Annotated in this window: 22 protein-coding genes and 1 riboswitch; of the genes, 4 read left to right on the forward strand and 18 right to left on the reverse strand. The window is 73.4% G+C overall.

Annotated elements, in window-relative coordinates; translation table 11 throughout:
- The first annotated feature begins 79 nt into the window (after positions 1-79).
- Positions 80-595, forward strand: a complete 516-nt coding sequence (locus ACQPW6_RS04055) for a hypothetical protein (protein ID WP_433888137.1) — start codon at positions 80-82, stop codon at positions 593-595.
- A gap of 96 nt (positions 596-691) precedes the next feature.
- Here the strand turns inward: ACQPW6_RS04055 and ACQPW6_RS04060 are convergent, their stop codons facing one another.
- Positions 692-1,867 carry an acyl-CoA dehydrogenase family protein gene (locus ACQPW6_RS04060; RefSeq protein ID WP_433888138.1) on the reverse strand — a complete coding sequence of 392 codons (1,176 nt, stop codon included), beginning with the start codon at positions 1,865-1,867 and terminating at the stop codon, positions 692-694.
- Positions 1,868-2,132: 265 nt separating this feature from the next.
- Here ACQPW6_RS04060 and ACQPW6_RS04065 point away from each other — a divergent pair, with 265 nt between their 5' ends.
- The gene (locus ACQPW6_RS04065; protein ID WP_433888139.1) at positions 2,133-3,974 is read left to right on the forward strand and encodes a protein kinase domain-containing protein; all 1,842 of its coding nucleotides are present in this window, start codon (positions 2,133-2,135) and stop codon (positions 3,972-3,974) included.
- 49 nt (positions 3,975-4,023) lie between these two features.
- Here the strand turns inward: ACQPW6_RS04065 and ACQPW6_RS04070 are convergent, their stop codons facing one another.
- The 6 genes from ACQPW6_RS04070 to ACQPW6_RS04095 all read right to left on the reverse strand — a co-directional run bounded on the left by ACQPW6_RS04070 (position 4,024) and on the right by ACQPW6_RS04095 (position 12,798).
- Positions 4,024-5,277, reverse strand: coding sequence for an SLC13 family permease (locus ACQPW6_RS04070; RefSeq protein ID WP_433894414.1), 1,254 nt, complete (start codon positions 5,275-5,277; stop codon positions 4,024-4,026).
- Between the two features lie 107 nt (positions 5,278-5,384).
- Positions 5,385-7,565: a putative bifunctional diguanylate cyclase/phosphodiesterase gene (locus tag ACQPW6_RS04075; protein WP_433888140.1), complete on the reverse strand. Its 2,181-nt coding sequence runs from the start codon at positions 7,563-7,565 to the stop codon at positions 5,385-5,387.
- Positions 7,562-8,383 carry an SAM-dependent methyltransferase gene (locus ACQPW6_RS04080; protein ID WP_433888141.1) on the reverse strand — a complete coding sequence of 274 codons (822 nt, stop codon included), beginning with the start codon at positions 8,381-8,383 and terminating at the stop codon, positions 7,562-7,564. Before ACQPW6_RS04080 ends, ACQPW6_RS04075 begins: the two co-directional genes overlap by 4 nt.
- A 274-nt stretch (positions 8,384-8,657) precedes the next feature.
- The gene (locus tag ACQPW6_RS04085; protein ID WP_433888142.1) at positions 8,658-9,896 is read right to left on the reverse strand and encodes a carbohydrate-binding protein; all 1,239 of its coding nucleotides are present in this window, start codon (positions 9,894-9,896) and stop codon (positions 8,658-8,660) included.
- Positions 9,897-10,122: 226 nt separating this feature from the next.
- Complete coding sequence (locus ACQPW6_RS04090; RefSeq protein WP_433888143.1) at positions 10,123-11,544, reverse strand: peptidase C39 family protein; 1,422 nt, start codon at positions 11,542-11,544, stop codon at positions 10,123-10,125.
- A 147-nt stretch (positions 11,545-11,691) separates the two neighbouring features.
- Positions 11,692-12,798, reverse strand: coding sequence for a M24 family metallopeptidase (locus ACQPW6_RS04095; protein WP_433888144.1), 1,107 nt, complete (start codon positions 12,796-12,798; stop codon positions 11,692-11,694).
- Positions 12,799-13,035: 237 nt separating this feature from the next.
- Here ACQPW6_RS04095 and ACQPW6_RS04100 point away from each other — a divergent pair, with 237 nt between their 5' ends.
- The gene (locus ACQPW6_RS04100) at positions 13,036-13,605 is read left to right on the forward strand and encodes a uridine kinase family protein (RefSeq protein WP_433888145.1); all 570 of its coding nucleotides are present in this window, start codon (positions 13,036-13,038) and stop codon (positions 13,603-13,605) included.
- 430 nt (positions 13,606-14,035) lie between these two features.
- On the forward strand, positions 14,036-15,925 hold the full coding sequence (locus ACQPW6_RS04105; RefSeq protein ID WP_433888146.1) for an AAA family ATPase: 1,890 nt from the start codon (positions 14,036-14,038) through the stop codon (positions 15,923-15,925).
- 54 nt (positions 15,926-15,979) lie between these two features.
- Here ACQPW6_RS04105 and ACQPW6_RS04110 read toward each other — a convergent pair whose 3' ends face one another.
- The 11 genes from ACQPW6_RS04110 to ACQPW6_RS04160 form a co-directional block, all read right to left on the reverse strand.
- Positions 15,980-17,092 carry a hemolysin family protein gene (locus ACQPW6_RS04110; RefSeq protein WP_433888147.1) on the reverse strand — a complete coding sequence of 371 codons (1,113 nt, stop codon included), beginning with the start codon at positions 17,090-17,092 and terminating at the stop codon, positions 15,980-15,982.
- The gene (locus ACQPW6_RS04115; protein ID WP_433888148.1) at positions 17,089-18,420 is read right to left on the reverse strand and encodes a hemolysin family protein; all 1,332 of its coding nucleotides are present in this window, start codon (positions 18,418-18,420) and stop codon (positions 17,089-17,091) included. The genes ACQPW6_RS04110 and ACQPW6_RS04115 overlap by 4 nt, the downstream gene beginning before the upstream one ends.
- A 260-nt stretch (positions 18,421-18,680) precedes the next feature.
- Positions 18,681-19,181 carry a PH domain-containing protein gene (locus tag ACQPW6_RS04120; protein WP_433888149.1) on the reverse strand — a complete coding sequence of 167 codons (501 nt, stop codon included), beginning with the start codon at positions 19,179-19,181 and terminating at the stop codon, positions 18,681-18,683.
- Positions 19,181-20,056, reverse strand: coding sequence for an ATP phosphoribosyltransferase (hisG, locus tag ACQPW6_RS04125; protein WP_433888150.1), 876 nt, complete (start codon positions 20,054-20,056; stop codon positions 19,181-19,183). The genes ACQPW6_RS04120 and hisG overlap by 1 nt, the downstream gene beginning before the upstream one ends.
- 98 nt (positions 20,057-20,154) lie before the next feature.
- Complete coding sequence (locus ACQPW6_RS04130; RefSeq protein ID WP_433888151.1) at positions 20,155-20,427, reverse strand: phosphoribosyl-ATP diphosphatase; 273 nt, start codon at positions 20,425-20,427, stop codon at positions 20,155-20,157.
- Positions 20,428-20,460: 33 nt separating this feature from the next.
- Entirely contained in the window at positions 20,461-20,946 is a 486-nt protein-coding gene (ribH, locus tag ACQPW6_RS04135; RefSeq protein WP_433888152.1) for a 6,7-dimethyl-8-ribityllumazine synthase, read from the reverse strand.
- 64 nt (positions 20,947-21,010) lie between these two features.
- Positions 21,011-22,294: a bifunctional 3,4-dihydroxy-2-butanone-4-phosphate synthase/GTP cyclohydrolase II gene (locus ACQPW6_RS04140; protein WP_433888153.1), complete on the reverse strand. Its 1,284-nt coding sequence runs from the start codon at positions 22,292-22,294 to the stop codon at positions 21,011-21,013.
- Positions 22,291-22,995, reverse strand: a complete 705-nt coding sequence (locus ACQPW6_RS04145; protein WP_433888154.1) for a nicotinamide mononucleotide transporter family protein — start codon at positions 22,993-22,995, stop codon at positions 22,291-22,293. Before ACQPW6_RS04145 ends, ACQPW6_RS04140 begins: the two co-directional genes overlap by 4 nt.
- Positions 22,992-23,618, reverse strand: coding sequence for a riboflavin synthase (locus ACQPW6_RS04150; RefSeq protein WP_433888155.1), 627 nt, complete (start codon positions 23,616-23,618; stop codon positions 22,992-22,994). Before ACQPW6_RS04150 ends, ACQPW6_RS04145 begins: the two co-directional genes overlap by 4 nt.
- 1 nt (position 23,619) lies before the next feature.
- Complete coding sequence (gene ribD, locus ACQPW6_RS04155) at positions 23,620-24,714, reverse strand: bifunctional diaminohydroxyphosphoribosylaminopyrimidine deaminase/5-amino-6-(5-phosphoribosylamino)uracil reductase RibD (protein ID WP_433888156.1); 1,095 nt, start codon at positions 24,712-24,714, stop codon at positions 23,620-23,622.
- A 144-nt stretch (positions 24,715-24,858) separates the two neighbouring features.
- Positions 24,859-24,989: riboswitch (FMN riboswitch) on the reverse strand.
- A gap of 134 nt (positions 24,990-25,123) precedes the next feature.
- Complete coding sequence (locus ACQPW6_RS04160) at positions 25,124-26,344, reverse strand: ROK family transcriptional regulator (RefSeq protein WP_433888157.1); 1,221 nt, start codon at positions 26,342-26,344, stop codon at positions 25,124-25,126.
- Between the last annotated feature and the right edge of the window lie 99 nt (positions 26,345-26,443).

The following is a 26,443-nucleotide window of genomic DNA, read 5'->3' on the forward strand; positions in this document are numbered from 1 at the left end:
GAAGTGCTCGCTATGGCCGCGTGCGTTCACCGCCGGGCCGGCCCGATGGAGGGCATTCCACCCAAGGGGGAGACGCTGTATGCGTAACCATGTGCGCCACAGCCGTAGTGAGCGGTCGCAGACCGACTTCCAGGAGGGGCACGAACGGGACGTCCCGCTGACGCTGCTGGCCGACGAGCGGGATCCGCTGCCTGGGGCTGACGACCTCCTGGACCCGGACGCCCGGGAGGCGTTCGAGGACGACCTCGGCGACCTCGGGGACGTCGTACGGCTGTTCTGCCCCGACTGCGCGCGGCCGATCGCGGTGCTCGCCGACGAGGAGTCGCTGCCGGAGCACGCGCTCTGCCCGACGCCGTGGAATCCGTTCGGCCTGACGGTATGCGTCGGGTCGGGGCGGCCGGTGGACTCGGCGAAGCCGGTTGACGGCGTCGCTGTGGTGGAGGGTGGGGCCGAGCAGGAGCTCGCGGCTCTGCTGACGTTGCCGGCGGGGTTGGACTGGCGCACCCAGCCCTTCTCTCACGTCGGCGGGCCCGGATCACGGCCGATCCGGGTACCTGCCCCCGCGCCCGTGCCCGACCGGCGGCTCGCGGCCTGACCACTCGCCGTGGGGGGCCGGGGTCGCCCCCGGCCTGCGGGCACGTCGTGCCCTTTCACGCCCCTGACGGGGCGCCCCCTCACGCCGCCGGCCCCCTCAACCCCGGGACTCCGGGCCCAGGAGGTGGCGGGAGACCACCATGCGTTGGATCTGGTTGGTGCCCTCCACGATCTGGAGGACCTTTGCCTCGCGCATGAAGCGTTCCACCGGGAAATCGGCCGTGTAGCCGTAGCCGCCCAGGAGTTGGACCGCGTCGGTGGTGACCTTCATCGCCGTGTCCGTGCAGAAGAGCTTGGCCATCGCCGCCTGCGGGGAGAACGGGAGGCCGGCGTCGCGGAGGCGGGCCGCGGTCAGGTAGAGGGCGCGGCCGGCCTCGATGCGGGTGGCCATGTCGGCGGTCATGAAGCGCAGGCCCTGGAAGTCGGCGAGCGGCCGGCCGAACTGGCGGCGTTCTCCCAGGTATCCGACCGCCGCGTCGAGCGCCGCCTGGGCCACGCCGATCGCGCAGGCCGCGATCCCGAGCCGGCCCGAGTCGAGCGCGGCCAGGGCGATCGCGAAGCCCTGGCCCTCCTCACCGATCCGCCGGCTGTCGGGCACCCGTACCCCGTCGAAGTGCAGTTGCGCGGTGGGCGAGCCGTTCATGCCCATCTTCCGCTCGGGCGCGGCGGCCGAGAGGCCCGGCGCGTCACCGGGCACCAGGTACGCGGAGATGCCGCGCGCGCCCTCCCCGCCGCTGCGGGCGAGCACCGTGTAGAAGTCGGCGACGCCGCCGTGCGTGATCCACGCCTTCGTGCCGTCGATGGTCCAGGTGTCGCCGTCGCGGACCGCGCGGGTGGTCAGGTGCGCCGCGTCGGAGCCGGACGCGGGCTCGGACAGGCAGTAGGCACCGAGCATGTCCCCGCCGAGCATCCCGGGTAGGTGCTCCTTGCGCTGCGACACGCTGCCGTAGTGCGCGAGCGGGTAGCTGGCCAGGGTGTGCACGCTGATGCCGAGGGCCACCGTCAGCCGGGCCGCGGCCAGTTCCTCCAGCACCTGGAGGTAGACCTCGTAGGGCTGTCCGCCGCCCCCGTACTCCTCGGGGTAGGGCAGGCCGAGCAGGCCGGCCTCGCCGATCAGGGCGAAGGCCGCACGCGGGAAGTGCCCCGCCTCCTCCTGCGCCGCCGCGTCGGGAGCGATCTCCCGCCGGGCCAGCTCCCGGGTCAGTTCGAGCAGATCGTGCGCCTCGGGTGTGGGCAGTCGGCGGGCAACGGGTCGCGGGCCTTGCTGTGGCATGGCGGCGCACTCCTCCCTGTCGGGAACGACGGCGGCGGACCGCCATGGGTGGGGCGGGACCGTCCGGTGGGCAGTACCCCAGAACCGATGGTCCCGCGCCGGGTCGCGGCGCGCGGCGATCAGCGGTTCTGGCGCGTTGGAGTATGCCCGATCGGACGCCTGCCGTCACGGGTGCGTCTCGCCGGTGGAACGGCTCGGGCACGGCCGCGGCACCGGCCGGGCGAAACGCCCCCGTCCCCGGCCGGGTCCCCATAACCTGCTGACCATGAAGAGCTTGGACGACGCCGATCCGCGGTCGGTCGGCGGATATCCGCTGTTCGCGCGGCTCGGCGCGGGGGGCATGGGGCAGGTCTACCTGGCGCGTACACCGGCCGGGCGGGCGCTGGCGCTGAAGACGGTGCGGTCCGAGTTCGGGCTCGACCCGGGGTTCGGCGAGCGGTTCGCCCGGGAGATCCGGCACGCGGACCGGGTGCGGTCGCCGTGGACGGTCACGGTGGTGGACTACAGCCGGCCCGGCGACCGTCCGCCGTGGCTGGCCACCGAGTACGTGGCGGCGCCGTCGCTCTCCGACTGGGTCGCCGCGCACGGGGCGCTGCCCGCCGCCGCGGTCGGCGCCCTGGCCGCCGAGCTGTCGGAGGCGCTGCGGACGGTGCATCAGGCGGGCCTGACGCACCGGGACGTGAAGCCGTCGAACGTACTGCTCGGACGGGACCGCCCGCTGCTGATCGACTTCGGCATCGCACGGGCCGCGGACGACTCCCGGCACACCAGGACCGGCGGGGTGATCGGCTCGCCCGGCTACATGGCGCCCGAGCAGGCCACCGCGGGCGTCTCGGGCGAGCCGGGCGACCTGTTCGCGCTGGGGGCGGTGCTGGTCTACGCGGCCACCGGGCACGGGCCGTTCAACCGGCCGGGCGAGGAGCCGTCCACCCCGGCGCTGCTGTACCGGGTGGTGCACGAGGAGCCCGACCTCGACGGCATCCCCGACTCGCTTGCCCCGCTGATCCGGGCGCTGCTGGCCAAGGAGCCGCAGGACCGGCCGGATCCGCGGCGGACGGCGGACCTGCTGCGGGAGGCCGGCCGGGTGGCGGGTGCCTGGTCCGGTGAGCTGCCGGGTCTTGAGGACGAGCTGCTGGTGCGCGAGGCGGAGATGCGGGACATCCTGGAGGCGCCCGCCACCCCTCCCCCGGCCGCCGAGCCCGCCCCCTCCCCCGCCGCCGCGCAAGGCGGGAACGATTCGGCGTCCGCGGCGCCCGAGCTGGGCCCCTCGCCGTACGCCCCGGCGACCGGGCAGCCGTACGCCGGGCCGTACACCCCGACCCAGCCGCCCGGGAGCGGGCAGCACGGACCGTACGCCGCCCCGGCACAGACCCCGCCGCCGGGCGGCAGCGGCCAGCACGGCCCCTACGCCGTACCGGGCCAGAGGCCGACCGGGCCCTACGCGCCGACCCAGTACGCGGGTTCCGCCCCGCAGCTGCCGCCGACCAGGACCGCGTCCCCGGGATGGAACCCGCCGGGCGCCCCGCGCGGACCCTGGTGGCGCGGGCCGCGCGGTGTCGCCGCCGCGGTGGGCGCGGTGGTGCTCGCCGGGGTGATCGTCGCGGTGACGTACCCGCGGGGCGGCTCCGGCGACGATGACGCCGGCGGTGACTCCCCCACGACCACGTCGAGCGCGACGACGACGGAGAGCGGCACCTCGCAGGGGTCGCCCTCGCTGCCCGCCGCGATGGTCGGCACCTGGATCGGCGACGGCCCGGGCGACCCGTACGCGTCGAAGGGCACGTTCGCCACCAAGGGCGTCAAGGTGACCCTGACTCTGCACGCCGGCAGCGTCGGCAAGCCGATCGGCCAGGACGTCGCCAACATCACCGAGATCAGCAGCGGCTCGGAGGTCGGCTGCACGGAGCAGCTGCTGCTGACCGAGGTGTCCGGCCGGTCCATCCACGCCACGGTGTCCACCTCGCGGCCCACCGACCCCGACTCCGTGCTGTCCTGCGTGCCGGGCAACCAGTACACGGTGACGCTGCTCGACGACCAGCACCTCAAGCTCGGTCCGGTGGCGGGCCATGTGGCGGCCGGGGCGCCGGACTCGCTGACCAAGCAGTGAGCCGCCGGGCGGGGGCCGTACGTCTCACGCGTCGGGCCGGCCCGCGGGCCTACGGGAAGATCTGCAGGCCCGCCCACAGCGCCACCGTCGCCGCGACCAGCGTCGGCGGCACGGTCAGCAGCCCGAGCCGGGTGAACGTCCGCAGCGAGGCGTCCGTGCCGTGGTCGTGCAGCACCCGGCGCCACAGCAGGGTGGCCAGCGACCCGGCGTAGCCGAGGTTGGGGCCGAGGTTGACGCCGATCAGCACGGCGAGCACCGGTCCCGCGCCGCCGGACTCGACCAGCGGCAGCAGCGCGAGCACCGCGGGCAGGTTGTTGATGACGTTGGCCAGCACGGCGGCGAAGACCGCGATGCCGAGCAGCGCGGCCAGCCCCGATCCGTCCGGCAGCACCCGGCCGGCGCCGTCGGCGAGCCCGTTGTCCACCACCGCCTCGACCACCACGCCGAGCGCCAGCACGAACAGGCAGAACAGCGGCCCCGCGGCCTTCACCAGGCCCGGTACGGTGGCCCGGCGGCGGCGCAGCGCCCGTACGCCGAGCACCAGGGCGCCGGCCAGCGCCGCCCAGGCGGGGTTGAGGCCGCCCAGCGAGGTGACCGCGAAGCCGGCCAGCGTCAGGGCGAGCACCACCAGCGTGAACACCGGCATCGGGGTCGGCTCGGCGGTCTCCGGCGGGTGCTCGCGCACCGCGAGGTCGGCGGCGAAGTAGCGCCGGAAGATCAGGTACTCGATGCCCACCGCCAGCAGCCAGGGCAGTGCCATCAGCGCGGCGAACCGGGTGAAGGACACGCCCGCGGCGGTGAACGCCAGCAGGTTGGTCAGGTTGGACACCGGCAGCAGCAGCGATCCTGAGTTGGCCAAGTGCGCGGTGGCGTACAGGTGCGGGCGCGGCCTGGCGCCGGCCCGGGCGGCGGTCGCGATGATCACGGGGGTGAGCAGCACCACCGTGGCGTCCAGGCTGAGTACCGCCGTGACCAGTGCGGCGACCGCGAAGACCCCGGCCAGCAGCCGTTCGGGCTCACCCCGGCAAGCGCGTGCCACCGCGTCGCCGGCGGCGGCGAACAGCCCGTCGTCCGCGCACAGTTCGGCCAGGACCAGCACGGCGGCGAGGAAGCCGACCACCGGCGCCAGTTCCTTGATCTGCGCCCAGGCGTCGGACACCGAGACCGCGCCGACGGCGGTGAGCAGGACCGCGGCCGGCACCGCGGCGGCGGCTTCCGGCCACCCGTGCGGGCGCAGCACCGCGAAGGCCAGCACCACCAGCAGTGCGACGACGGACAGCACCTCGGCGGCGGCGGTGTTCAGCGGATCTCCTGGCAGCGTGCGGTGCGGCGGGCCGCGATGCGGACGGTGTCGTACCGGCCGATTGCATCACGCCCGGTGGCCGCCGGCCGCCAGGGGGTGGGTGCGGGTCAGCCCGCGTCGGCCAGTGTGAGCACGTGCAGCTTCTCCGGCGGGCCCGGCCTGGCGTAGTACCAGCCCTGCGCGGTGTCGCAGCCGAGGTCCCGCAGGTGGTCGGCCTGGTTGCGGGTCTCCACGCCCTCCACGGTGACGGTCAGGTCGAGCGAGTGGGCCAGCGAGACGATGCCCTCGACGATCTTCAGGTCGACCGGATCGGCCGGGTGCTGCCGCATGCCGCGGGTGAAGGAGCGGTCCAGTTTCAGCACGCTGACCGGCAGCCAGCGCAGTGACGACAGGTTGGAGTAGCCGGTGCCGAAGTCGTCGAGCGCTATGGCGACCCCGAGGTCGGCGATCCGCCGCAGCGGTTTGAGGGTCTCCTCGTCGGCGCCGATCAGCGCGCTCTCGGTGACCTCAAGGCACAGCGCGCTCGACGGCAGGCCGGTGTCCTCCAGGACGCTGACCACCTCGGCGACCAGGTCGGGGTGGCCGAGCTGGACCGGTGAGAGGTTGACGTTGATCCGCGGCGCGGGCCCGTCGGTGCCCGGGCCCTGCCAGGTGTTGGCCTGCAATGCGGCCTGCTGGAGCACCCAGCGGCCGAGCGGCACTATCTGGCCGGTGCTCTCGGCGAGCGGTATGAACTGGTCGGGGCCGAGCACGCCGTGCACCGGGTGGCACCAGCGCACCAGCGCCTCGGCGCCGTGCACCAGCCCGTCGCACAGGCCGATCAGCGGCTGGTACTCGATGAAGAACTCGCCGTGTTCGAGGGCGCTGGGCAGCCGGTTGGTCAGGCTGTGCCGGGTGATCGCGCGGGCGTCGGCGGCCGGGTCGGCGACCTCGAAGCGGTTGCCGCCGGCCTCCTTGGCCCGGTACATGGTGATGTCGGCGCTGCGCAGCACGTCGGCGGGCCCGCGGGCGTCCACCGGGCCGTGCACGATGCCGATGCTGCCGTGCACCGGCAGCTCGCGGCCGTCGAGCAGCACCGGCGTGGAGAGCGCCGCCAGGATCCGGTCGGCGAGGCCGGTGACCTCGCGCAGGCTCGGCGGGTCGGAGTAGAGGGCGACGAACTCGTCGCCGCCGATCCTGGCGACCAGCTGGTCGGGCGAGGTCAAGCAACCGCGCAGCCGCTCGGCCACCGCGACCAGCAGCTGGTCGCCGACGGCGTGGCCGAGGCTGTCGTTGACGGCCTTGAAGCCGTCCAGGTCCAGGTAGCACAGGCCGATCCGGCGCTTGCCCTTGCCGCCGCTCTCGGCCAGCGCCTGGTCGAGGCGCTCGAAGAACAGCGCCCGGTTGGGCAGCCCGGTCAGCTCGTCGTGAGTGGCCTGGTGCCGCAGCCGCTCCACCAGCCGGCGCCGCTCGGTGATGTCCTCGATCAGCGCGAGCTGGTACTGCGGCCGGCCCGCGGAGTCGCGCAGCAGGGCGGCCCGCAGGTTGGCCCACAGCAGCGAGCCGTCGGCCCGCCGGTAGGCCTTCTCCACGTGGTACGACTCGCGTTCGCCGCGGACCAGTTCGCCGTTCAGGCCGAGGCTGCCGGTGCCGTTGTCCAGTTCGGTCCACTCGCGGACGTTGCGCCGCATCGCGTGCGCCTTGCCGCCGAACATCCGGCTGAGCGCGTCGTTGATCTCCAGCACCTTGCCGTCGAGGTCGGCGATGCCGATGCCGACGGCGGCGCCCTCGAAGACGGCGCGGAACCGGGCCTCGCTCTCGGCCAGTGCCTGCTCGGCCTCGGCCTTGGCGTCGAAGGCGGCGCGGGAGATCGACTCCTGCTCGTGCCGGGTGCGCTCGCGCAGCGCCTGCGAGAAGCCGACCGCCACCGCGTGCTGGAGCCGGGAGCAGCGCACCCGGCTCTCGTCGCCCGGCAGTCCCGCGCCGGGCGGGCAGTACAGCAGCAGGTAGGCGTCGATGACGCCGAGGATGCTGGGCAGCGCCTCGGGGTCGGTGCAGTGCGCGGCCACCAGCGCGGCGCCGACGGGCACGGCGGCGCGCGGGTCGAACGGCTGGGCGCGCAGCGCGTCGCTGAGCGCCCGGGTGAGCGGCACGAGGTGCTTCTCGAACTCCGCGCGGGTCATCGAGGTGGCGGTCACCGGGTAGATCGCCCGGCCCCAGATGGCGGAGAACCGCCGCAGGCTGTCGTCGGGGACCGCTGCGGGCCCGGTGCGGTCGTCGTCCCCGGCTGAGGCCGGCTCCCCGCTCACGCCTTGAGTCCCACGCCCGCGAGCCCGTGCAGTACGGCCGGGTCGTCCTCGCCGCTCGGCGTGAGGTCCGGACCCGGCCGCCAGTACGGCAGCGGGACCACCCCGGGGTCGACGAGCTCGAAGCCGTCGAAGAACCGTTCCACCTCGGCGGTGGTGCGCATCAGCAGCGGTGTCGCGGTGCGCTGGTAGACCTCGGCGGCGCTGCGCTGCACGGACGCGTCGGGGATGTCGTCCAGGGTGGCGTGGGTGACGACCAGCACGCTGCCGGGCGCCAGCGCGTCCCGCAGGGTGGCGACGATCGCGTGCGGGTCGTCGGCGTCGGGCAGGAAGTGCAGGACGGCGACCAGCATCAGCGCCACCGGCTTGCCGAGGTCGAGCAGCCGCCGCGTCTCGGGGTGGCTGAGTATCGACTGCGGGTCGCGCAGGTCGCCGGCGGCGATGCCCGCGTACTCGTTCTCGCCCAGCACCGCGCGGCTGTGCGAGACGGCGACCGGGTCGTTGTCCACGTAGACCACCCGGGCGGCCGGATCGATGCCCTGGGCAACCTCGTGCACGTTTCCGAAGGTGGGGATGCCGGAGCCGATGTCGAGGAACTGGGTGATGCCGCGGTCCATCGCGAACTGCACGGCCCGTCGCATCATCGCCCGGTTGGCCTGTCCGAGCTTGGGGGCGCCGGGCATGGCCTCGATCACCTTGCGGGCCGCCTCCCTGTCGACCTCGAAGTTGTGCGAGCCGCCGAGGAGGTAGTCGTAGATCCGGGACACGCTGGGCACGTTCAGGTCGATGCCCTTGGGGGCCCAAGAGGGACGGTCGGTCACGGTTGCTGTCTCCCGGTCTGGGGCTGAGACGCGTCTGGGCGATACGGCGGAGGGCCGGCAACTTACCCTGCGAGGCTACTGATCACTTGTTCGGAGCGAAACACGCAACCGGAGATGGCAGGTCCGTTTTGGTCAACAACCACCGGCATGTGCAAATGCGAATTCGCGCCACTGCGGAGTCGCGCACACACGACGGTGGGCTCGCAGCCGTTTTCGGCCACGAGCCCACCATAGAATTCCGGACGCGTTCAGGGAGCGATAACCGCGATTCCGGTCAGCAGGCGCCCTCGTCCACCCACACGCCCCACTGCCCCGTCGTGCCGGGCTCCTCGTTGGTCGTCCACCACTGGGCCTTCCACTTGTGGCCGTTGTGCGCCACCTCGTTGCCGCCGGTATAGACCGCGGTGGCGCTCCACTGGGTCAGGGTGCCGCAACTGCCCCCGCCCGGCGGGGTGGTGGGCGGTGTGGTCGGCGGGTTGGTGGGCGGCGTGGCACCGGCGAACTTCACCGAGAACTTGGCGAAGTCCCAGGCCGCCTGCGGCACGCTGCTGCACGTCCCCGACGTGGTGCCGTTGTCCGGCGGGTTGCACTGCCGGTCGCGGTTGAGTGACCAGAAGGTGAACCGGCCCATTCCGTGGCTGGTGGCATAGTCCAGCACTGTCTGGAAATCGGCCTGATAGAAGTACTCTCCGCTGTCGCTGCGGCCGTTCATGCCGGAGAAGCCCTCATGCGCGTACGCGGTGGCGGTGTCCCAGCCGAAAGTGGTCTTGAGCAGGCCGTTGAACGCGGTGAGTGCGCTGGTCTGCGAGGCGGCCCCGTTGAACCCGCCGTCGAACGGCATGATCGAGAAGTTGTTCGGGGTGAAGCCCTGCGCCTTGGCCTCGTTGAGCATCTGCTGGCCGAACCAGCCGGTGCCGGCCGCGGTGCCCGCGGTGGTCACCGAGACGTACAGGCCGGGGTTGTTCTGCTGCAGGATCTTGGCGGCGCCGATCTCGTGCGAGACGGCCGCGGTGTTCTCGTACTCCGGCTCCTCCAGGTCGAAGTCGATCGCCTTGAGCTGGTACTTGGTGATGACCTGCTGGTACGCGGCCGCGGTGGAGGCGGAGTCGCCGCAGGCCTGGCCGAGCTTGGTGCCGCCGTAGCCGCCGATGGAGACCGACACGTCGCCGCCCTTGGCGCGGATCGCGGAGATCACGCCGCCGACCGCGGTGTCGCTGGACACCGCGCTGGTGCCGCCCCAGGTCGGGCTGCATCCACCGCCGTTGGGGGCCAGGATGAAGGCCAGCTGGAAGGCCTTCAGGCCGGTGGCGTCCATGATCGCGGCGGCGCTAGGCGGGTCGTTGTCCAGCGGCATCAGGTACGGGGCGGCGGCGTACCAGTTGTTGCCGAGCGCACTGGCGGTGACGGTGGCGCCGTCGGCCTGCCCGGTGCCGAGCACGGCGGCGGTGCCGAGCCCGGCGACGGCCAGGACCGCGGCGGCGACGCCGGAGCCCAGGGCTTTGAGTCGATTCACGTCGGACCTCCTGTGGGGGAACGTGGCAGCAGAGTCCCGCCGTGACGCGGCCCCGTCAATGGGTTGGTCCAGACCTTTGGATCAATCCACGAATTGGTCTCTACCACTTGCCCGTTGGGTCCGGAAATGGACCGGGCTCCGGCCGCGCGACTGGCGCGGCCGGAGCCCGGTACCCGGTGTTCGGTGGTGGCCCTGCCTGGTCGGACCGGCCGGACCGTGGGACCGGTCAGACCACGCCGACCGAGGCCAGCGCCCGGCGCTGCCCCGGGCTCGGCTGCGCGGGGAAGTAGAGGTAGCAGACACCGCCGGTGCCGCTGCTCACCCCGCCGGTGGCGTTGATCCGCTTGGTGCGCAGCCAGATCGTCTCGAACTGGGACCGCTTGTAGATGTTGCGCACCGCGTCGTCGCTGTCGCTGGCCGGGTCGTTGGAGACGACATCACCCTCGGGGGTGAAGCCGGCCAGGCACATCAGGTGCCCGGAGGTGCCGTAGCCGGCCCCGTCCAGCTCGCTGGCCAGGAACGACTGCGAGGTGATCACCGGGATGCCGGCCTTGACCAGCCGCTCCACGTCGTTCAGCGAGTGCAGCCGGGTGATCACGCCCTGCATGTCCCGGTAGGTGGCCGCGTAGGCGGCGTTGAACGGCCAGTTGCCGCAGCCCTCGTACTGGTAGTCGTAGGTGTACCTGGCCCCCTGGTCCACCTGCGGGTCGGCGTAGGACGGATCGACCCACGCCATGTCGGCCGCGGTCGGACCGCGGCCCCAGTACTCGATGTTCATGGTGGACGAGGTGGGGCTGCACCACGCCTCGCCGCCGTTGTCGTACTGCGGGTACTGGCCCGCGTGGATGTTCTGCGAGTACCGCGGCACCGGCAGCTCGACGCCGGCGCCCGCGCCGGGCACCGAGGCGGGCACGGTGTAGCGGTCCGGGATGTTGGAGGCCATCGCGCCGAGCCGCCAGACGGTCGGGGTGAGGTGGCTGCCGGGCTTGCGCAGCAGCGTCAGCCGCAGCCGGTAGGAGGCGAGCAGCGGGCCGGCCGTGGCGTCGTCGATGGAGAAGGTGTCGGTCCAGATGCTGCTCTTGCCGTCGGTCTGGTCGTCCACCGACGTGCGCCGGATGTCCTCGGGGCCGTCGCCGGCCGTCCACCGGCCCATGATGTACGCGGGGGTGGCGGTGCCGTCGGTGTAGGTGCCGAGCAGCTCGATCTGGATCCAGGTGCCGCCCGGGGTGTGCGCGTTCCAGGAGGAGATCAGCTCCGTCGAGGGGTGCGGGATGTGCCGGACCGGCGACGTCCAGGTGGCCGTCTCCCAGGTGGCGGTGGTGCCGGTGTGCGGGTCGGCGTAGTCGAACGTGCCGGTGGCCCGGCCGAACACCACACCGGGACGGCGGCCCGGCAGCGGCAGCGTGCCGTGGTGGGTGCCGAACAGCCAGTCGGGCAGCGACGTCCAGCCGTGGTAGTCGACCGGGGCGTCGTCGGGGGCGGCGCTTCCCGCTTGCGCGGGCTTGGCGGCGGCGCCCGGGGCGGCCGGGCGGGCGCCGGAGGCCGGGGCGGCGGAGGCGGACTGCGCGGTGGCGGTGGCGGTCGCGGTGGCCGCCGCCGCCGCGAGCGCGGCGGTCAGGACGGCACGCCGGGGCGCGTTACTGGTCATGACGGGATTCCCCTCGACGTGAACGGGAAGTGCCTGGTCGCACCCGCGAGGGCGGGCAGGTGCGGACCACTATCGCCGTTCGCGCGCCCTTTCCACCAGGGTTTCCGTCCGTGTGCCGTGACCAATATTGGTCTCGACCACTGGCGGTCAGCCTGGTAGGACCACGAGGTCACGCCCCGTCAGGTTCAGCCGCTCGCCGCCGGTTTCGGTACACACCGCGATGTCCTCGATCCGGGCGCCGAACCTGCCGGGCAGGTAGATGCCCGGTTCGACGGAGAACGCCATGCCCGGCTCCAGCGGGCGGGCGCTGCCGGCCACGATGTACGGCTCCTCGTGGGTCTCCATGCCGATGCCGTGGCCGGTGCGGTGGATGAAGTGCTCGCCGTAGCCGGCGCCGGTGATGATGTCCCGGCCCACCGCGTCCAGTTCCTCGGCGGTCAGGCCCGGGCGGACGGCCTCGGTCTGCGCGGTCTGGGCGCGCAGCAGCACCTCGTACAGCTCGCGGAAGGCGGCCGGCGGCTCGCCCACGGCGTAGGTGCGGGTGGAGTCGGAGCAGTAGCCGTCGGGGGTGGTGCCGCCGATGTCGACCACCACCGGGTCGCCGGAGCGGATCACCCGGTCGGAGACCTCGTGGTGCGGGCTCGCGCCGTTCGGCCCCGAGCCGACGATGACGAAGTCCACGGTGGTGTGGCCGGCCGCGAGGATGCCGTCGGCGATGTCCTTGGCGACCTCGGCCTCGGTGCGGCCTGGGATCAGCCACTCGCCGATCCTGCGGTGCACCCGGTCGATGGCGGCGGCGGCCCGGCGCAGCGCCTCCACCTCCTGCGGGCTCTTGCGCATCCGCAGTTCGAGCAGCACGTCGCCGGCCAGGCCCGCCTGCGCGTCGGGCAGCGCGGCCTGGAACGCGAGCAGCTTCTCGGCCCACATGTGGTTGTCCACGGCGAACCGCCGGGTGCGGGGCGGCAGCCGCCGGGCGATCAGCTCGTAGGCGTCGTCGGTCTCGCCGAACCCGGTGATCTCGATGTCCAGGGCACCGGCCGGGGACGCCTGGGCGGCGGCCTGCTCCAGCAGGGGCACGACGAGGAAGGGGTCGCCTTCGGCTGGGAGGACGAGGCAGGTGAGGCGCTCCAGGGGGAGCGCCTGGTAGCCCGTCAGGTAGCGGAGGTCGGCGCCGGGCGCCACGAGCAGCGCTTCCAGACCGGCGTCGCCGGTCGCCTTCTGCGCGGCTGCGAGCCGCCGCTTGATCTCGTCCACGGGATCCAGGCTATCGGCCCGCTGTGCCGTTGCCCGGGGTCCCGCCCCGGCGGGGTGGCGCGGGTCGCACCGAGACCCTGGGGGCGGTGGGGGCTGGTCGCGCAGTTCCCCGCGCCCCTACGGGGCTCGTGCACCGGGAGCGACCCACCCCCTCGGGGTGGCGCAAACCGGGAGGCGGGGTGCGGACGTAGGGTCGGGGGGGTGAGGGAAAGCGGGCGGGGAGCCGGGTTGCGGGGGGTGGCCGGGGGGATTCTCGGGGTGGCGCCGCGGGTCGGGGACGTGCGGCTCGTGGGGGTGGACGGGCACGCGGGGTCCGGGAAGACCACGCTTGCCGCCGCGCTCGCCGCGGAGCTGGGGGGCGCGCCGATCGTGCATACGGACGACCTCGCCACCCACGAGGAGCCGTTCGAGTGGACCGAGCGCCTCACGGCCCAAGTGCTGCGCCCGCTCGCGCGGTCCCGTCCCGCCGTGTACGCCGCCTACGACTGGAACACCCGCCGGTTCGAGGGCGCACGCGAGATCCCGGCCGAACCCGTCGTCCTGGTCGAAGGCGTCGGCACCGGCCGCCGCGCCCTGCGCCCGTACCTCTCCCTGCTGCTCTGGCTGGACGTCGACGCCCGCACCGCCCGGCACCGCGGCCTGCTCCGGGACGGCCCGGAGCTCGCGCACTTCTGGACCGGCTGGTCCCGCGCGGAGGACGCGCACTTCGCCGCGGACCCCAGCCGCCCGTACGCCGACCTTCTGGTGCGGCAGACTTCCGCCGGATATCTGGCCGCTCCAGGACCGGCCGACCGTGACTCCCGGTAACCTTCCGGCGGCACGCCGCGCGCGCCCCAGCGGGTCGCCGCACTTTGCTTGACCAGCCGGGCATCCAGCATTTACGTTTTCAACAAGCGGCCTGCCAGGCCGCTCTGCGAGCACGAAGCCCCTGGTTGTTCCCCCGTGACCGGGGGCTTCGTCCTGCCCGGAGTCCGTCGCCCGCGCGCCGTCGACCCGTTTCGGTCACGTACTGTCACCGTCCGCCCCCGGTACGTCCCACTCCCCCGCACGCCGTTCCCGCACCGCCGCACCCCCGCGCCGGTCACCGCGCCCTACGGTGATCAGGGCATCACGGGTACGATGCGCAAGGGGCGGAACTGCGGCTGGGGGCGCTGCTGCCTGCCTCAACTCCCGCCCGTCGCTGTTGGGTTGGGACGGCGGGCAACCGCGCGGGGCGGGAACGATGGGTGGGGACTTGATGGACTTCGGCACCGACCGTCCGGGCGCCCCGGCCGACCTGGCCTGGCTGCGCGGTGTGGAGGCGTACACCATGGGCGCCTACGTCCAGGCCGAGGAGGAGTTCAGGACCGCCGTCCGGATGGACCCCGGCATGGCGGACGCCTGGCTCGGCCTGCACGCGCTGCGTGCCGACACCGCCACCGCGCTGCTCCAGATGTACCGGCACCGGGACCGCTTCGGCGAGCAGCGCGCCGCGCACCGCCGCACCCTCAACTCCTGGTACTGGCTGGGCTGGTGGGTGCAGCCGGTGCTGGAGACCAGCCGCGATCTGCTGCTCGCGCACGCCTCGCACTGGCTGGACGGCCGCCATGTCGCCGAGCTGGACCGGGCGTTGGCCGACTGCCCGCCGGTGGACACCGACCCGCAGGTGCGCTTCCTGCACGCCTGCCGGGCCTACCTGGTCAAGGACTGGGAGCACCTGGTCCGGCACACCGAACCGCTGCTCGGCGATCCCGTCCTGGGCATCGAGGCCGGGCTGTTCGGCGGGATGGCCCGGGTCAGGCTGGAGATGTGCGGCCAGGCGGAGCCGCTGCTCGCCGCCGCGCTGATGCGCTGCCGCAGCGAGCAGCCGCAGCGCAAGGAGCTGCGCTACTGGCTGGCCCGCGCCTACGAGGGCACCGGCAGGACGGCCGCCGCGGTGCCGCTGTACCGCGCGGTGCACCGGGTCGACCCGGCGTTCATGGACACCGCGGCGCGGCTGACCGCCATACACGAGGGCGACGACGGGCTCGACGAGGGCGCCGGACTTGCCGCGGTGTCGATGGCCGGCGGCGGCCAGGCGATGCCCGAGGGAGGCACCGACCTGGACTCCGCGCTGCTGTCGGAGTCCGGCGACGGACGGGCCCCGGGCGCCGCCGAGTTGGACGACGCGCTGCTGTCCGCCGGGCCGCTCGACGACGACGTACGGGACCGGGCCGCGGCGCCGCTCAGCGGGGTGGTGCCGGCCCAACTGCCGATGGGCGGCTCCGATCCGGTGCTGCTCACCCAGGCGCTGGCCGAACTCGACCGGATGGTCGGCCTCGAACCGGTCAAACGGCAGGTGCGGGCGCTGTCGGCGCAGTTGCGGATGGCCAGGCTGCGGGCCGGCCAGGGGCTGCCGGTGCAGCCGCCGAAGCGGCACTTCGTCTTCTCCGGGCCGTCAGGCACCGGCAAGACCACGGTGGCCCGGATACTCGGCCGGGTGTTCTACGCGCTCGGGCTGCTCGGCGGCGATCACCTGGTGGAGGCCCAACGCTCCGACCTGGTCGGGGAGTTCCTCGGCCAGACCGCGGTGAAGGCGAACGAGCTGATCGACTCCGCGCTCGGCGGGGTGCTGTTCGTGGACGAGGCGTATGCGCTGTCCAACTCCGGTTACAGCAAGGGGGACGCGTACGGCGACGAGGCGCTCCAGGTGCTGTTGAAGCGGGCCGAGGACAACCGGGACCGGCTGGTGGTGATCCTGGCGGGCTATCCCGAGGGGATGGACCGGCTGCTGGCCGCGAACCCCGGGCTCAGCTCCCGGTTCACCACGCGGGTGGACTTCCCCAGCTACCGGCCGCTGGAACTCACCCGGATCGGAGAGGTGCTGGCGGCCGAGAACGGGGATCAGTGGGACACCGAGGCGATCGAGGAACTGCGGGCGATCAGCGGGCACGTGGTGGACCAGGGGTGGGTGGACGAGCTCGGCAACGGGCGGTTGCTGCGGACGCTCTACGAGAAGAGCTGCGCGTACCGGGATCTCCGGCTCTCCGAATACCCGGCCACGCCCAGCCGCGACGAACTCGCCACACTCCGCCTCCCCGACCTGATGCAGGCCTACGGCGAAGTCCTCTCCGGCCGCGGCCCCGGCATCCCTCCCCCGGAGGAGTAGCCATCCCGGGTCACCGGGGTCCCGGTGAGCGCCCCGAAGGGGCGCGACTCGGCGTCAGCCGACCAGCTCGCCGGGGGCAGTCGGGCCCGGCACCTGGCCGGGGGAAGGCGCCCCGGCCGCCGGGGTGGCGGGAGGAGCGTGATGCGCGGGGTCCCTGACCTCGCCGACGAGCATTTCGAGGACGTCCTCCAAGGCCACCAGCCCCAGCACCCGTCCGGCCGGATCCACCACCGCGGCCAGGTGTGACGCGGCGCGCCGCATGGCGGTCAGAGCGTCGTCGAGCGGGAGATCCGCCCGCAGCGTCGTGATCGGCCGCCACAGCCGCCGCGGCACCGGCTGGTCGACGTCCTCCACGTCGAGGACGTCCTTGACGTGCAGGTAGCCCAGGTATCCGGGGCCCTCCGCGGCCGCGGCCACCGGGAAGCGGGAGTAGCCGGTCCGTACCGTCAGCTCCTCCACCTCCCGCGGTGTCGCCGACGGTTCGAGCGTGATCAGCTCGTCCGGGGTGAGCAGCACCTCGGTGACCGGCCGGGTGCCCAACTCCAGCGCGTCCTCCAGGCGTTCCTGCTCGTCGGGGTCGAGCAGCCCGGCCCGCCGGGCGTCCTCGACCAGGACGGTCAGCTCCGCGCTGGTGAACACCGCGTCCACCTCGTCCTTGGGCTCGACCTTGAACGCCCGCAGGATCAGCCGCGCGCAGGCGCCGAGCACCACGATCACCGGCCGGAACACCCGGGCGAAGCCGACAAGGCCCGGGCTGAGCCACAGCGCGGTCTTCTCCGGCGCGGACATCGCCAGGTTCTTCGGCACCATCTCGCCGATCACCAGGTGCAGCGAGACCACCAGCGCGAGCGCCAGGACGTAGCCGATCGGGTGCACCAGTCCCTCGGGCACCCGCATCGCGCTGAAGGCCGGCTCGACCAGGTGCGCCACGGTGGGCTCGGCGACCGCGCCGAGGGTCAGCGAGCAGACGGTGATGCCGAACTGCGCGGCGGCCATCATCTGCGGCAGGTGCTCCAGGCCGTAGAGCACGGTGCGGGCCCTGCGCTGCTCGGCGGCCAGCGGTTCGATCTGGCTGCGGCGTACCGACACGAGCGAGAACTCGGCGCCGACGAAGAAGCCGTTGCCGAGCACCAGCAGGACGGCGAAGAAGAGCTGGAGTGCGCTCATCGCCCGCTCTCCTCCCCCGCGGCCGGTCCGGTGCGGACGATCTTGACCCGTTCCGCCCTGTGGTGCTCCACGCCCTCGACGCGCAGCAGCCAGCCGGGCAGTTCGGCGGTGTCACCGGGCTCGGGGATCCGGGCCAGCAGGTCGGCGACCAGCCCGGCCACCGTCTCGTAGGGGCCCTCGGGCGCGGTCAGGCCGATCCTGGCCAGCGTGTCGATCCGGCAGCCGCCGTCGGCGTCCCAGGCGGGGTGCCCGGACTCGGGGCCGGCCTGGGCGAGTTCCGGCAGGTCGGCGGCGTCGTGCTCGTCGCGCACCTCGCCGACCAGCTCCTCGACGATGTCCTCAAGGGTGACCACGCCCGCGGTGCCGCCGTACTCGTCGACCACCACGGCGATCGGCTGCTGGCTGCGCAGCATCCCCAGCAGCAGCTGGCCGGGCAGCGTCTCGGGGACCAGCAGCGGGGCGACCGCGATCCGGCCCGCCGGGGTGCGGTCGCGCAGCGGCGCCGGCACCGCGAGGGCGTCCTTGAGGTGCACCATCCCGACGATGTCGTCCAGCCGCTCCCGGTAGACCGGGAAGCGGGACAGCCCGGTGGCCCGGGTGAGGTTCAGCACGTCGGCGGCGGTGGCGGTGTCCTCGAGGGCGCTGACCCGCACCCGGGGTGTCATCACGTTCTCCGCGGTGAGGTCGCCGAGCGACAGGGTGCGGACGAAGAGGTCGGCGGTGTCCTGTTCGAGGGTGCCGGCCAGTGCGGAGTGCCGGGCCAGCGAGACCAGCTCGGTGGGCGTACGGGCGGAGGCCAGCTCGTCGGTGGGCTCGACGCCGAGCATCCGCACCAGCCGGTTGGCGGTCGTGTTGAGCAGCTCGATGACCGGGCGGAAGGTGCGGGAGAAGGCCCGCTGCGGGCCCGCCACCATCCGGGCCACGGCCAGCGGCCTCGACACCGCCCAGTTCTTGGGGACCAGTTCGCCGATCACCATCTGGACGGCGGAGGCGGCCATCATGCCGAGCACGACGGCGACCCCTGGGGCCGCGCCGTCCGGTATGCCGGCCGCGCCGATCGGGCCGGTGAGCAGGTCGGCGAGGGCGGGTTCGGCGAGCATGCCGACCACCAGCGAGGTGATCGTGATGCCCAGCTGGGTGCCGGAGAGCTGGAAGGACAGCTTGCGCAGCGCGGCGACCACGCTGCGGGCCCGGCGGTCGCCGCCGGCCGCGGCCTTCTCCGCCGCCGGCCGCTCCACGGTCACCAGGCCGAATTCGGCGGCGACGAAGAAGCCGTTGGCGAGGATCAGGACAAGGGCTGCCGCGAGCAGCAGCAGTGAAGAGGTCATGATGCCGCCGCTCCGGAATTCCGGGAGGGAGGGGCGGCGCAGGTACTACCGGACGGTGCGTCCATCGGGGTGTGAGTGTCACTCCTCGGTCGTTCGGGCTGAGCGTGCACCGGGGTGCCGGGCCGGCGCGCCGGGCGCCGCCCAGACACCAGAGTAGTCATTGGGCCGCCGACCGCGAAGGACGCGGACGGGCGGATGAGGCCGACGCGCGAATGAGGCGCACGGGCCGGTGCGGCGGACGGGCCGGGCCGCGGCGGGGCTCAGCGCGGCCCGGTGGCCGTACCGCCGGGGGCCTCGCCGAGCTCCTCGGCCAGCGAGCGCAGCAGCCGGGCGTCCCTGATCGCCCGCTCCCTGGCGATGCCGGGCTGGATGCCCATCACCGCCAGAGTGGTGCCGTCGGCGAGGTCCAGGTGCACCCAGGCGTCGCCGGGCCGCAGGTTCACCGCCAGCACCTCGGCCCAGTCCAGCTTGCGCTTGACCGTGAGATTGACCACGGTGAGGCCGTCCCGCGCCGCGACCGCCTTGGGACGGCTGAGCAGCACGACCAGCGCGGCGATCAGCACGCCGGTGACCGCCACCGTGACCCGGTCGCCGGTGCTCCAGGGCGAGGGCCCGCTGTGCGGCATCATCGCGGCGACCGTGCTGAAGGTCACCACCACCCCGACCGCCATGGTGAGCAGCACCACCCGGGTCAGCAGCGGCCGGAAGGTGACGGGCAGGGCGGTGGCCGCGGCCTTAGGTCGGTCGTCCTCCGCGGTCATCACAGCCGGGCTGCGTGGATGCCGGTGGTGAGGATGGCGCGGGCGCCGAGCTCGTACAGCTCGTCCATGATCCGCTGGGCGTCGCTGGTGGGGACCATGGCGCGGACGGCGACCCAGCCCTCGTGGTGCAGCGGCGAGACGGTCGGCGACTCAAGACCCGGGGTGAGGGCGACGGCCTTCTCGACCTGCTCGGCGCGGATGTCGTAGTCCATCATCACGTAGCGGCGGGCCACCAGGACGCCCTGGAGCCGGCGCAGGAACTGCTGCACCTTGGCCTCCTGGGTGCCGCGGACGTCCCCGCCGGCTTCCGCCGCGGCGCCGCTGCGGCGGATCACGATGGCCTCGGACTGCATGATCGGCTCGCCGAAGACCTCCAGGCCGGCGTTGCGCAGCGAGGTGCCGGTCTCCACCACGTCGGCGATGACCTGCGCCACGCCGAGTTCGATGGCGGTCTCCACGGCGCCGTCGAGGTGCACGACGGCGGCGTCCACCCCGTTGTCGGCGAGGTGCTTCTCGACCACGCCCTCGTACGAGGTGGCCACCGTCATCCCGCTGAGGTCACCGACGGCGGTGGCGGTGCCGGGCTTGGCGGCGTAGTGGAAGGTGGAGCGGGCGAAGCCCAGTTGCAGGATCTCCTCGGCGCTGGCGCCGGAGTCGAGCAGCAGGTCGCGGCCGGTGATGCCGATGTCGAGCCGGCCGGAGCTGACGTAGATCGCGATGTCCCGGGGGCGCAGGTAGAAGAACTCGACGTCGTTCTCCCGGTCCACCAGGACGAGTTCCTTGGACTCCTTGCGCTGCCGGTAGCCGGCCTCATGGAGCATGGCCGCCGCGGGTCCTGACAGCGAGCCCTTGTTGGGGACGGCGATGCGCAGCATGAGGCCGGGTTCCTTCTCTTCAGTGCTCTGGGCAGAGCGGGACGGCAGGGCAGGGCGGGATGCGGATGACACGGAGAGCGCGGGAACGGGGCCGCCGCTCAGAGATGGGCGTAGACGTCTTCCAGCGAGATCCCCCGGGCGACCATCATCACCTGAACGTGGTACAGCAGTTGGGAGATCTCCTCGGCGGTGGCGGCGGCGCCCTCGTACTCGGCCGCCATCCACACCTCCGCCGCCTCCTCGACCACCTTCTTGCCGATCGCGTGCACGCCCTTGCCGACCAGCTCGGCGGTGCGGGACGTGCCGGGGTCGCCGGTGGCGGCCTTGCGCTGGAGCTCGGCGAAGAGCTCCTCGAATGTCTTGTCAGCCATGGTGGTCCCAGCCTACGGGGAACCGGCCGCCGGTCATCGCCACGGTTCGGATACTGAGCGGAGGATGGCGGCGGTCGCCACCGCGGCGGTGACCGCTTCGTGCCCCTTGTCCTCGTTCGACGCGGGCAGTCCGGCCCGGTCGAGGGCCTGCTCCTCGTTGTCGCACGTGAGGATGCCGAAGCCGATCGGCACCCCGGTCTCCACCGCGACCTGGGTCAGGCCGGAGGTGACGCCCTGCGAGACGTACTCGAAGTGCGGGGTGCCGCCGCGGATGATCACCCCGAGGGCGACGATCGCGTCGTAGCCGCGGCCGGCCAGCACCTTGGCGACGACCGGCAGTTCGAAGCTTCCCGGCACCCGCAGCAGGGTCGGCTCGTCGATGCCGAGTTCGTGCAGCGCGCGCACGGCCCCGTCCACCAGGCCGTCCATCACCTGGGTGTGCCACTGGGCCGCGATCACCGCGACGCGCAGGTCGCCGCAGTTCTTCACGGTCAGCTCGGGGGCGCCCTTACCGCTCACTTGCCTGTCTCCCTTGTTCTGTGTGCTTCGTTCTCTGTGCTTCTGGTGTACGGGTGTCCGGCGTTCACTGGTTGGCGCAGGCGCCGCCGTCCAGCCAGGGCAGGTCGTGGCCCATCCGGTCCCGCTTGGTCCGCAGGTACCGCAGATTGTGCTCCCCCGCGGCCACCGGCATCGGCTCCTGGCTGAGCACGTCGAGGCCGTGTCTGACCAGCGCGCCGGTCTTGGCCGGGTTGTTGGTCATCAGCCGCAGCGAGCGCACCCCGAGATCGGTGAGGATCTGCGCGGCGGCGCCGTAGTCGCGGGCGTCGGCGGGCAGTCCCAGCTCCAGGTTGGCGTCCAGGGTGTCCCGGCCGCGCTCCTGGAGTTCGTACGCCCGCAGCTTGGACATCAGGCCGATGCCGCGGCCCTCGTGGCCGCGCAGGTACAGCACGACACCGCGGCCCCGCTCGGCCACCTTGCGCAGCGCGGCCTGCAGTTGCGGGCCGCAGTCGCAGCGCTGCGAGCCGAACACGTCGCCGGTCAGGCACTCGGAGTGCACCCGCACCAGGACGTCGGCGCCGTCGCCGATCTCGCCGGCCACCAGCGCGATGTGCTCGACGCCGTCGGCGGTGCTGCGGTAGCCGTAGGCCCGGAAGTCGCCGAACGCAGTGGGCAGCGTGGTGACGGCCTCGCGGTGCACGGTGGGCTCCGACGAGCGCCGGTAGGCGATCAGGTCCTCGATGGAGATGATCGCCAGGCCGTGCTTGCGGGCGAACGGGACGAGCTCGGGCAGCCGGGCCATGGTGCCGTCCTCGCGGGCGATCTCCACGATGGCCGCGGCGGGGCGCAGCCCGGCCAGCCGGGCCAGGTCGACCCCGGCCTCGGTGTGCCCGGCGCGCACCAGCACGCCGCCGGGCCTGGCCCGCAGCGGGAACACGTGCCCGGGGCGGACGAAGTCGGCCGCGACCGCGGAGGGTTCGGTGAGCAGCCTGATGGTGGTGGCCCGGTCGGCGGCGGAGATGCCGGTGCTCACCCCGTGCGCGGCGCTCGCGTCCACCGAGACGGTGAACGCGGTGCGCATCGACTCGGTGTTGGCGTCCACCATCTGCGGCAGGTCGAGCCGGTCGAGCTCGGTCGGCTCCATCGGCACGCAGATCAGCCCGCGGCACTCGGTCATCATGAAGGCGACGGTCTCGGCGGTGATCTTCTCGGCGGCGACGATCAGGTCGCCCTCGTTCTCCCGGTTCTCGTCGTCCACGACCACGACCGGGCGGCCGGCGGCGATGTCGGCGATCGCCCGCTCGACGGGGTCGAGGACGAGGCCGGCGTCGTCGAACCAGTCGTCCTTCAGTGCGGTAACGGCGCTCATGCCGTCACTCCTTCCGCGACGGTGGAGCTCGGCTGGGACTGGGTCTTGGCTGGGGTCTCGGCTGGGGTCTCGGTGCGGTTGCCGGGCGGGGTGCGGGTCTGCTGCCACCAGGCGTACATCCCGGCGATCACCAGGACGAAGTAGATGATGTAGACGAGGCCGGAGAACGGCAGCCCGCTGTGGAAGTTCAGCGGCACGCCGACCAGGTCGACGGCCAGCCAGGCGAACCAGAACTCGACCCAGCCGCGGGCCTGGGCGACCATCGCCGCCAGCGTGCCGACGAAGATGTACGCGTCCGGCCACGGGTTCCAGGACAGCGACGGGTAGGCCAGGAACAGCGAGGCGACCGCCACCGTGCCGAGCCCGGTGCCGGCCACCAGCAGGGCGCGCTCGCGCCAGTTGGCGAACCGGATCGGCAGCTGCCCGGTGCCGGCCCGGCCGCGCCGCCACTGGTACCAGCCCCAGACGGCGACGGTGATCACCACGAACTGCTTGCCGACGCCGCCGCCGAGGTCGGCGGACCAGAACGCGGCCACCAGCACCACCCCGGAAAGCAGTTGGACCGGCCAGGTGAGCATCGCGCGCCGCCAGCCGAGCGCGAGGGCGCCCAGGCCCAGCAGGTTGCCGATCATGTCGGACCACATCACGTGCTGGTCGAAGGCGGTGAACGCCTCGCTGTTCAGCCAGTGCAGTGCGGTCATTCGGCCGCCCCCCGGTCCGCGCCCGCCGGCAGCCGTCCCTCGCCGAGCATCCGCTCGACGTACTTGGCGATGACGTCCACCTCCAGGTTGACCGGGTCACCGGGCTGCTTGATGCCCAGGGTGGTCAGCGCGAGGGTGGTGGGGATCAGGCTGACGGTGAAGTAGTCGGCGGCGGCCTCGACCACGGTCAGGCTGATGCCGTCCACGGTGATCGAGCCCTTCTCGACCACGTAGCGGCTCAGTTCCGCGGGCAGCGAGATCTTCACGATCTCCCAGTGCTCGGCGGGCGTGCGGCCGAGTACGGTGCCGGTGCCGTCAACATGGCCCTGGACGAGGTGGCCGCCGAGCCGGCCGCCGAGCGCCATCGGGCGCTCCAGGTTGACCCGGGAGCCGGCGGCGAGCCCGCCGAGGCTGGAGCGCAGCAGCGTCTCGGCCATCACGTCGGCGGTGAACTCGCCGTCGCCGAACTCGACCACGGTCAGGCAGACGCCGTTGACGGCGATGGAGTCGCCGTGCGCGGCACCTTCGGTCACGACCGGTCCGCGGACGCGGAAACGGCTGGCGTCGCCGAGGTTCTCGACGGCGACGATCTCACCCAGTTCTTCGACGATTCCGGTGAACACTTCAGCTCTCCTGTGGGGCAGTGGGGACGGCGGTGATCCGCAGGTCGGGCCCGATCCTGACGACTTCGGTCACGTCGAGCCGCAACACCTGCGCGATGGTGCTGATTCCGGCGTCGGCCAGAGCGGCCGGTCCGGCGCCGAGCAGTGCGGGAGCGAGGTAGCCGGTCACGGCGTCGACCAGGCCGGCGGCGACGAACCCGGCGGCGATCGTCGGGCCGCCCTCGACCAGCGCCGAGCGGACCCCGCGGGTGTGCAGGTCGGTGAGCAGTGCGGCCAGGTCCAGGCCGGTGCCGGCCTTGTCGTAGGGCAGCCGGACAGTGGCGACGTCGGGCAGGTGGGAGGTGTCGGCGTCCTCGGCGACGGCGATCAGGGTGGGGGCGGCGTCGTCGAGCACCCGGGCGTCCAGGCCGATCCTGGCCCGGGAGTCGATCACCACCCGCAGCGGCTGGGTGACGCCCTCGATGCCGCGCACCGCCAGGTGCGGGTCGTCGGCGCGCAGCGTGCCGGAGCCGACGATCACGGCGTCGGACTCGGCGCGCAGCCGGTGCACGTCGGCGCGCGCCTCGGGGGAGGTGATCCAGCGGCTGGTGCCGTCGGCGGCGGCGATCCGGCCGTCGAGGGTGGCGGCGTACTTCCAGCGGACGTGCGGGCGGCCGAGGCGTACGGAGGTGAGCCAGGCGACGTTGACGGCCGCGGCCTCCGCGGCGAACAGTCCGCCCTCCACCTGCACGCCGGCCGCGCGCAGGGTGGCGGCGCCGCCGGCGGCGGAGGGGCTGGGGTCGGCGACGGCGTAGACCACCCGGTCGATGCCGGCCTCGATCAGCGCCTGGGCGCAGGGGCCGGTCCTGCCGGTGTGGTTGCAGGGTTCGAGGGTGACGATCGCGGTCCCGCCGCGGGCCCGTTCGCCGGCCGCGAGCAGCGCGTTGACCTCGGCGTGCGGGCCGCCGGCCCGGTGGTGCCAGCCCTCGCCCGCGACAGCGCCGTGGGCGTCGAGGATCACGCAGCCGACGACGGGGTTGGGGGCGGTGTCGCCCAGCGCGCGGGCGGACAGCGCGACGGCGCGACGCATCGCGTCGGTTTCCGCGGTGGTGGCCACCGGGTCCTCCTGCCTCTCAGGGCACGGACTCCGGGGCACTGGAAGAACAGCGGGACAACCGCACAGCCCGGTTCGCCGGAACGACGACGGCACCCCGCGCGGAACGCGGGACCGCTGACGGCGGCACACCCGAGTGAACGCCCGCCGCGCACTGCCTCCCATCCGGACTTTCACCGTCGGTCCAGGAATTTCACCTGGTCAACCGCCCGCTGGCTGCGGACGGGTCGCGGACTGTAACCGCCGGTTCGGAATTACACCGACCCCGGAGTGCGCAAACGTCACTGGTACGTGATCAGTGTGCCACGCGAGCCCCCGAAGGTTCCAGGGCGATCCTGTGCCGTGGCTCACATCGTGAGCGCGGGTCTCAGTGCCTGGACACCCGGCGCGGGTCGCGAGCCGGAGGGCCCCGTCATCCCACGGGCGTGAACAGGTCCTCCTGCGCCGCCTCCATCGCCGTGATGACCGCGCCCCGCAGCACCGCGCCGCCCTCCACCACCGTGGCCCGCACCTCCGTGGGCAGCGGCGACATCCGCGCGCAGCGCGCGGAGACCAGTGCGGCGAACGCCTCTCCGCCGGCCTGGCCGACCTCCCCCGCGAGCACCACCCGGCCGGGGTCGAGCACCGCGGTCACCGCGGCCACCCCGAGCGCGACCCGGTCGGCCAGCTCGTCGAGGAACGCCGCCCCGGCCGCGCCCGCCGCGAAGGCGCCGCGCACGGCCGCCGCCGCGGCCTCGGCGCTCTCCTCCGCGGCCGGGCCGCCGGCCTCGATCCCGTGCCGCGCCGCCAGCGCGCACACCGCCCTGCTGCCCACCAGGCCGTGGTAGCCGTTGTCGCAGGCCGTCGCGCTCGGCAGCCGCCCGGAGTCGGAGATCGGCAGGAAGCCGACCTCGCCGGCGCCGCCGGACACCCCCCGCCGCAGCCGCCCTTCGAGCACCACCGCGGCGCCGGCCCCGCCGCCGAGCCACAGCAGGACGAAGGTGTCCTCGCCGCCGCCGCCGGCCGCCGCCCCGGCCCGCTGCTCGGCGACGGCGGCGAGGTTGACCTCGTTCTCCAGCAGCACCGGGACGCCCAGCCGCTTGCCGACCTCGTCCACCAACTCGCTGTGCCAGAACGGCAGTCCGCCCAGCGGGCTGAGCCGCCCGGTGACCGGGTCGACCAGGCCGGGCGCGCCGAACGCCACCGTGTGCAGCCGCCCCGCGCCGGCCGACAGCGCCGTCTCGCGCAGCAAGGTGATGCCGTCCTCGACGATCCTGGCGGGCTCCGCGCCCGCGGTCACCGGCAGTTCGGCCCTGGCCAGGCCCCGGCCGAGCAGGTCGGCGATCTCCACGGCGATGCTCTCGACCCGCACGTCGAGCCCGGCCACATAGGCCCGGTCGGCGACGATGCCGTAGACCCGGGCGTTCGGTCCGCGCCTCGCCGCGCCGGACCGGCCGACGACCTCGACCAGGCCGGCGGCCTGGAGCCGTTCCACCAGATCGGCCACGCTCGGCCGGGACATGCCGGTGAGGTCCTTCAACTGCCCGGCGGTGAGCGGCCCTTCCTCCTGGAGGAGCCGCAGCGCGAGCCGGTCGTTGATGGCCCGCGCGGTGCGCGACGACGCGTTCCGGCCGGGGTGCGCGGTGACGGTCATACGGGAATCCTTCCAGACCGGCCTCGGCGGGTCCGACGCCTGCCGCGCTGCCACCGGAACGGCGCCGGCCCTCGCGGGAACCGGCGGCCGATCCCGGGC

The organism is Streptomyces sp. CA-111067, from assembly GCF_050956065.1.
Classification (GTDB): domain Bacteria; phylum Actinomycetota; class Actinomycetes; order Streptomycetales; family Streptomycetaceae; genus Actinacidiphila.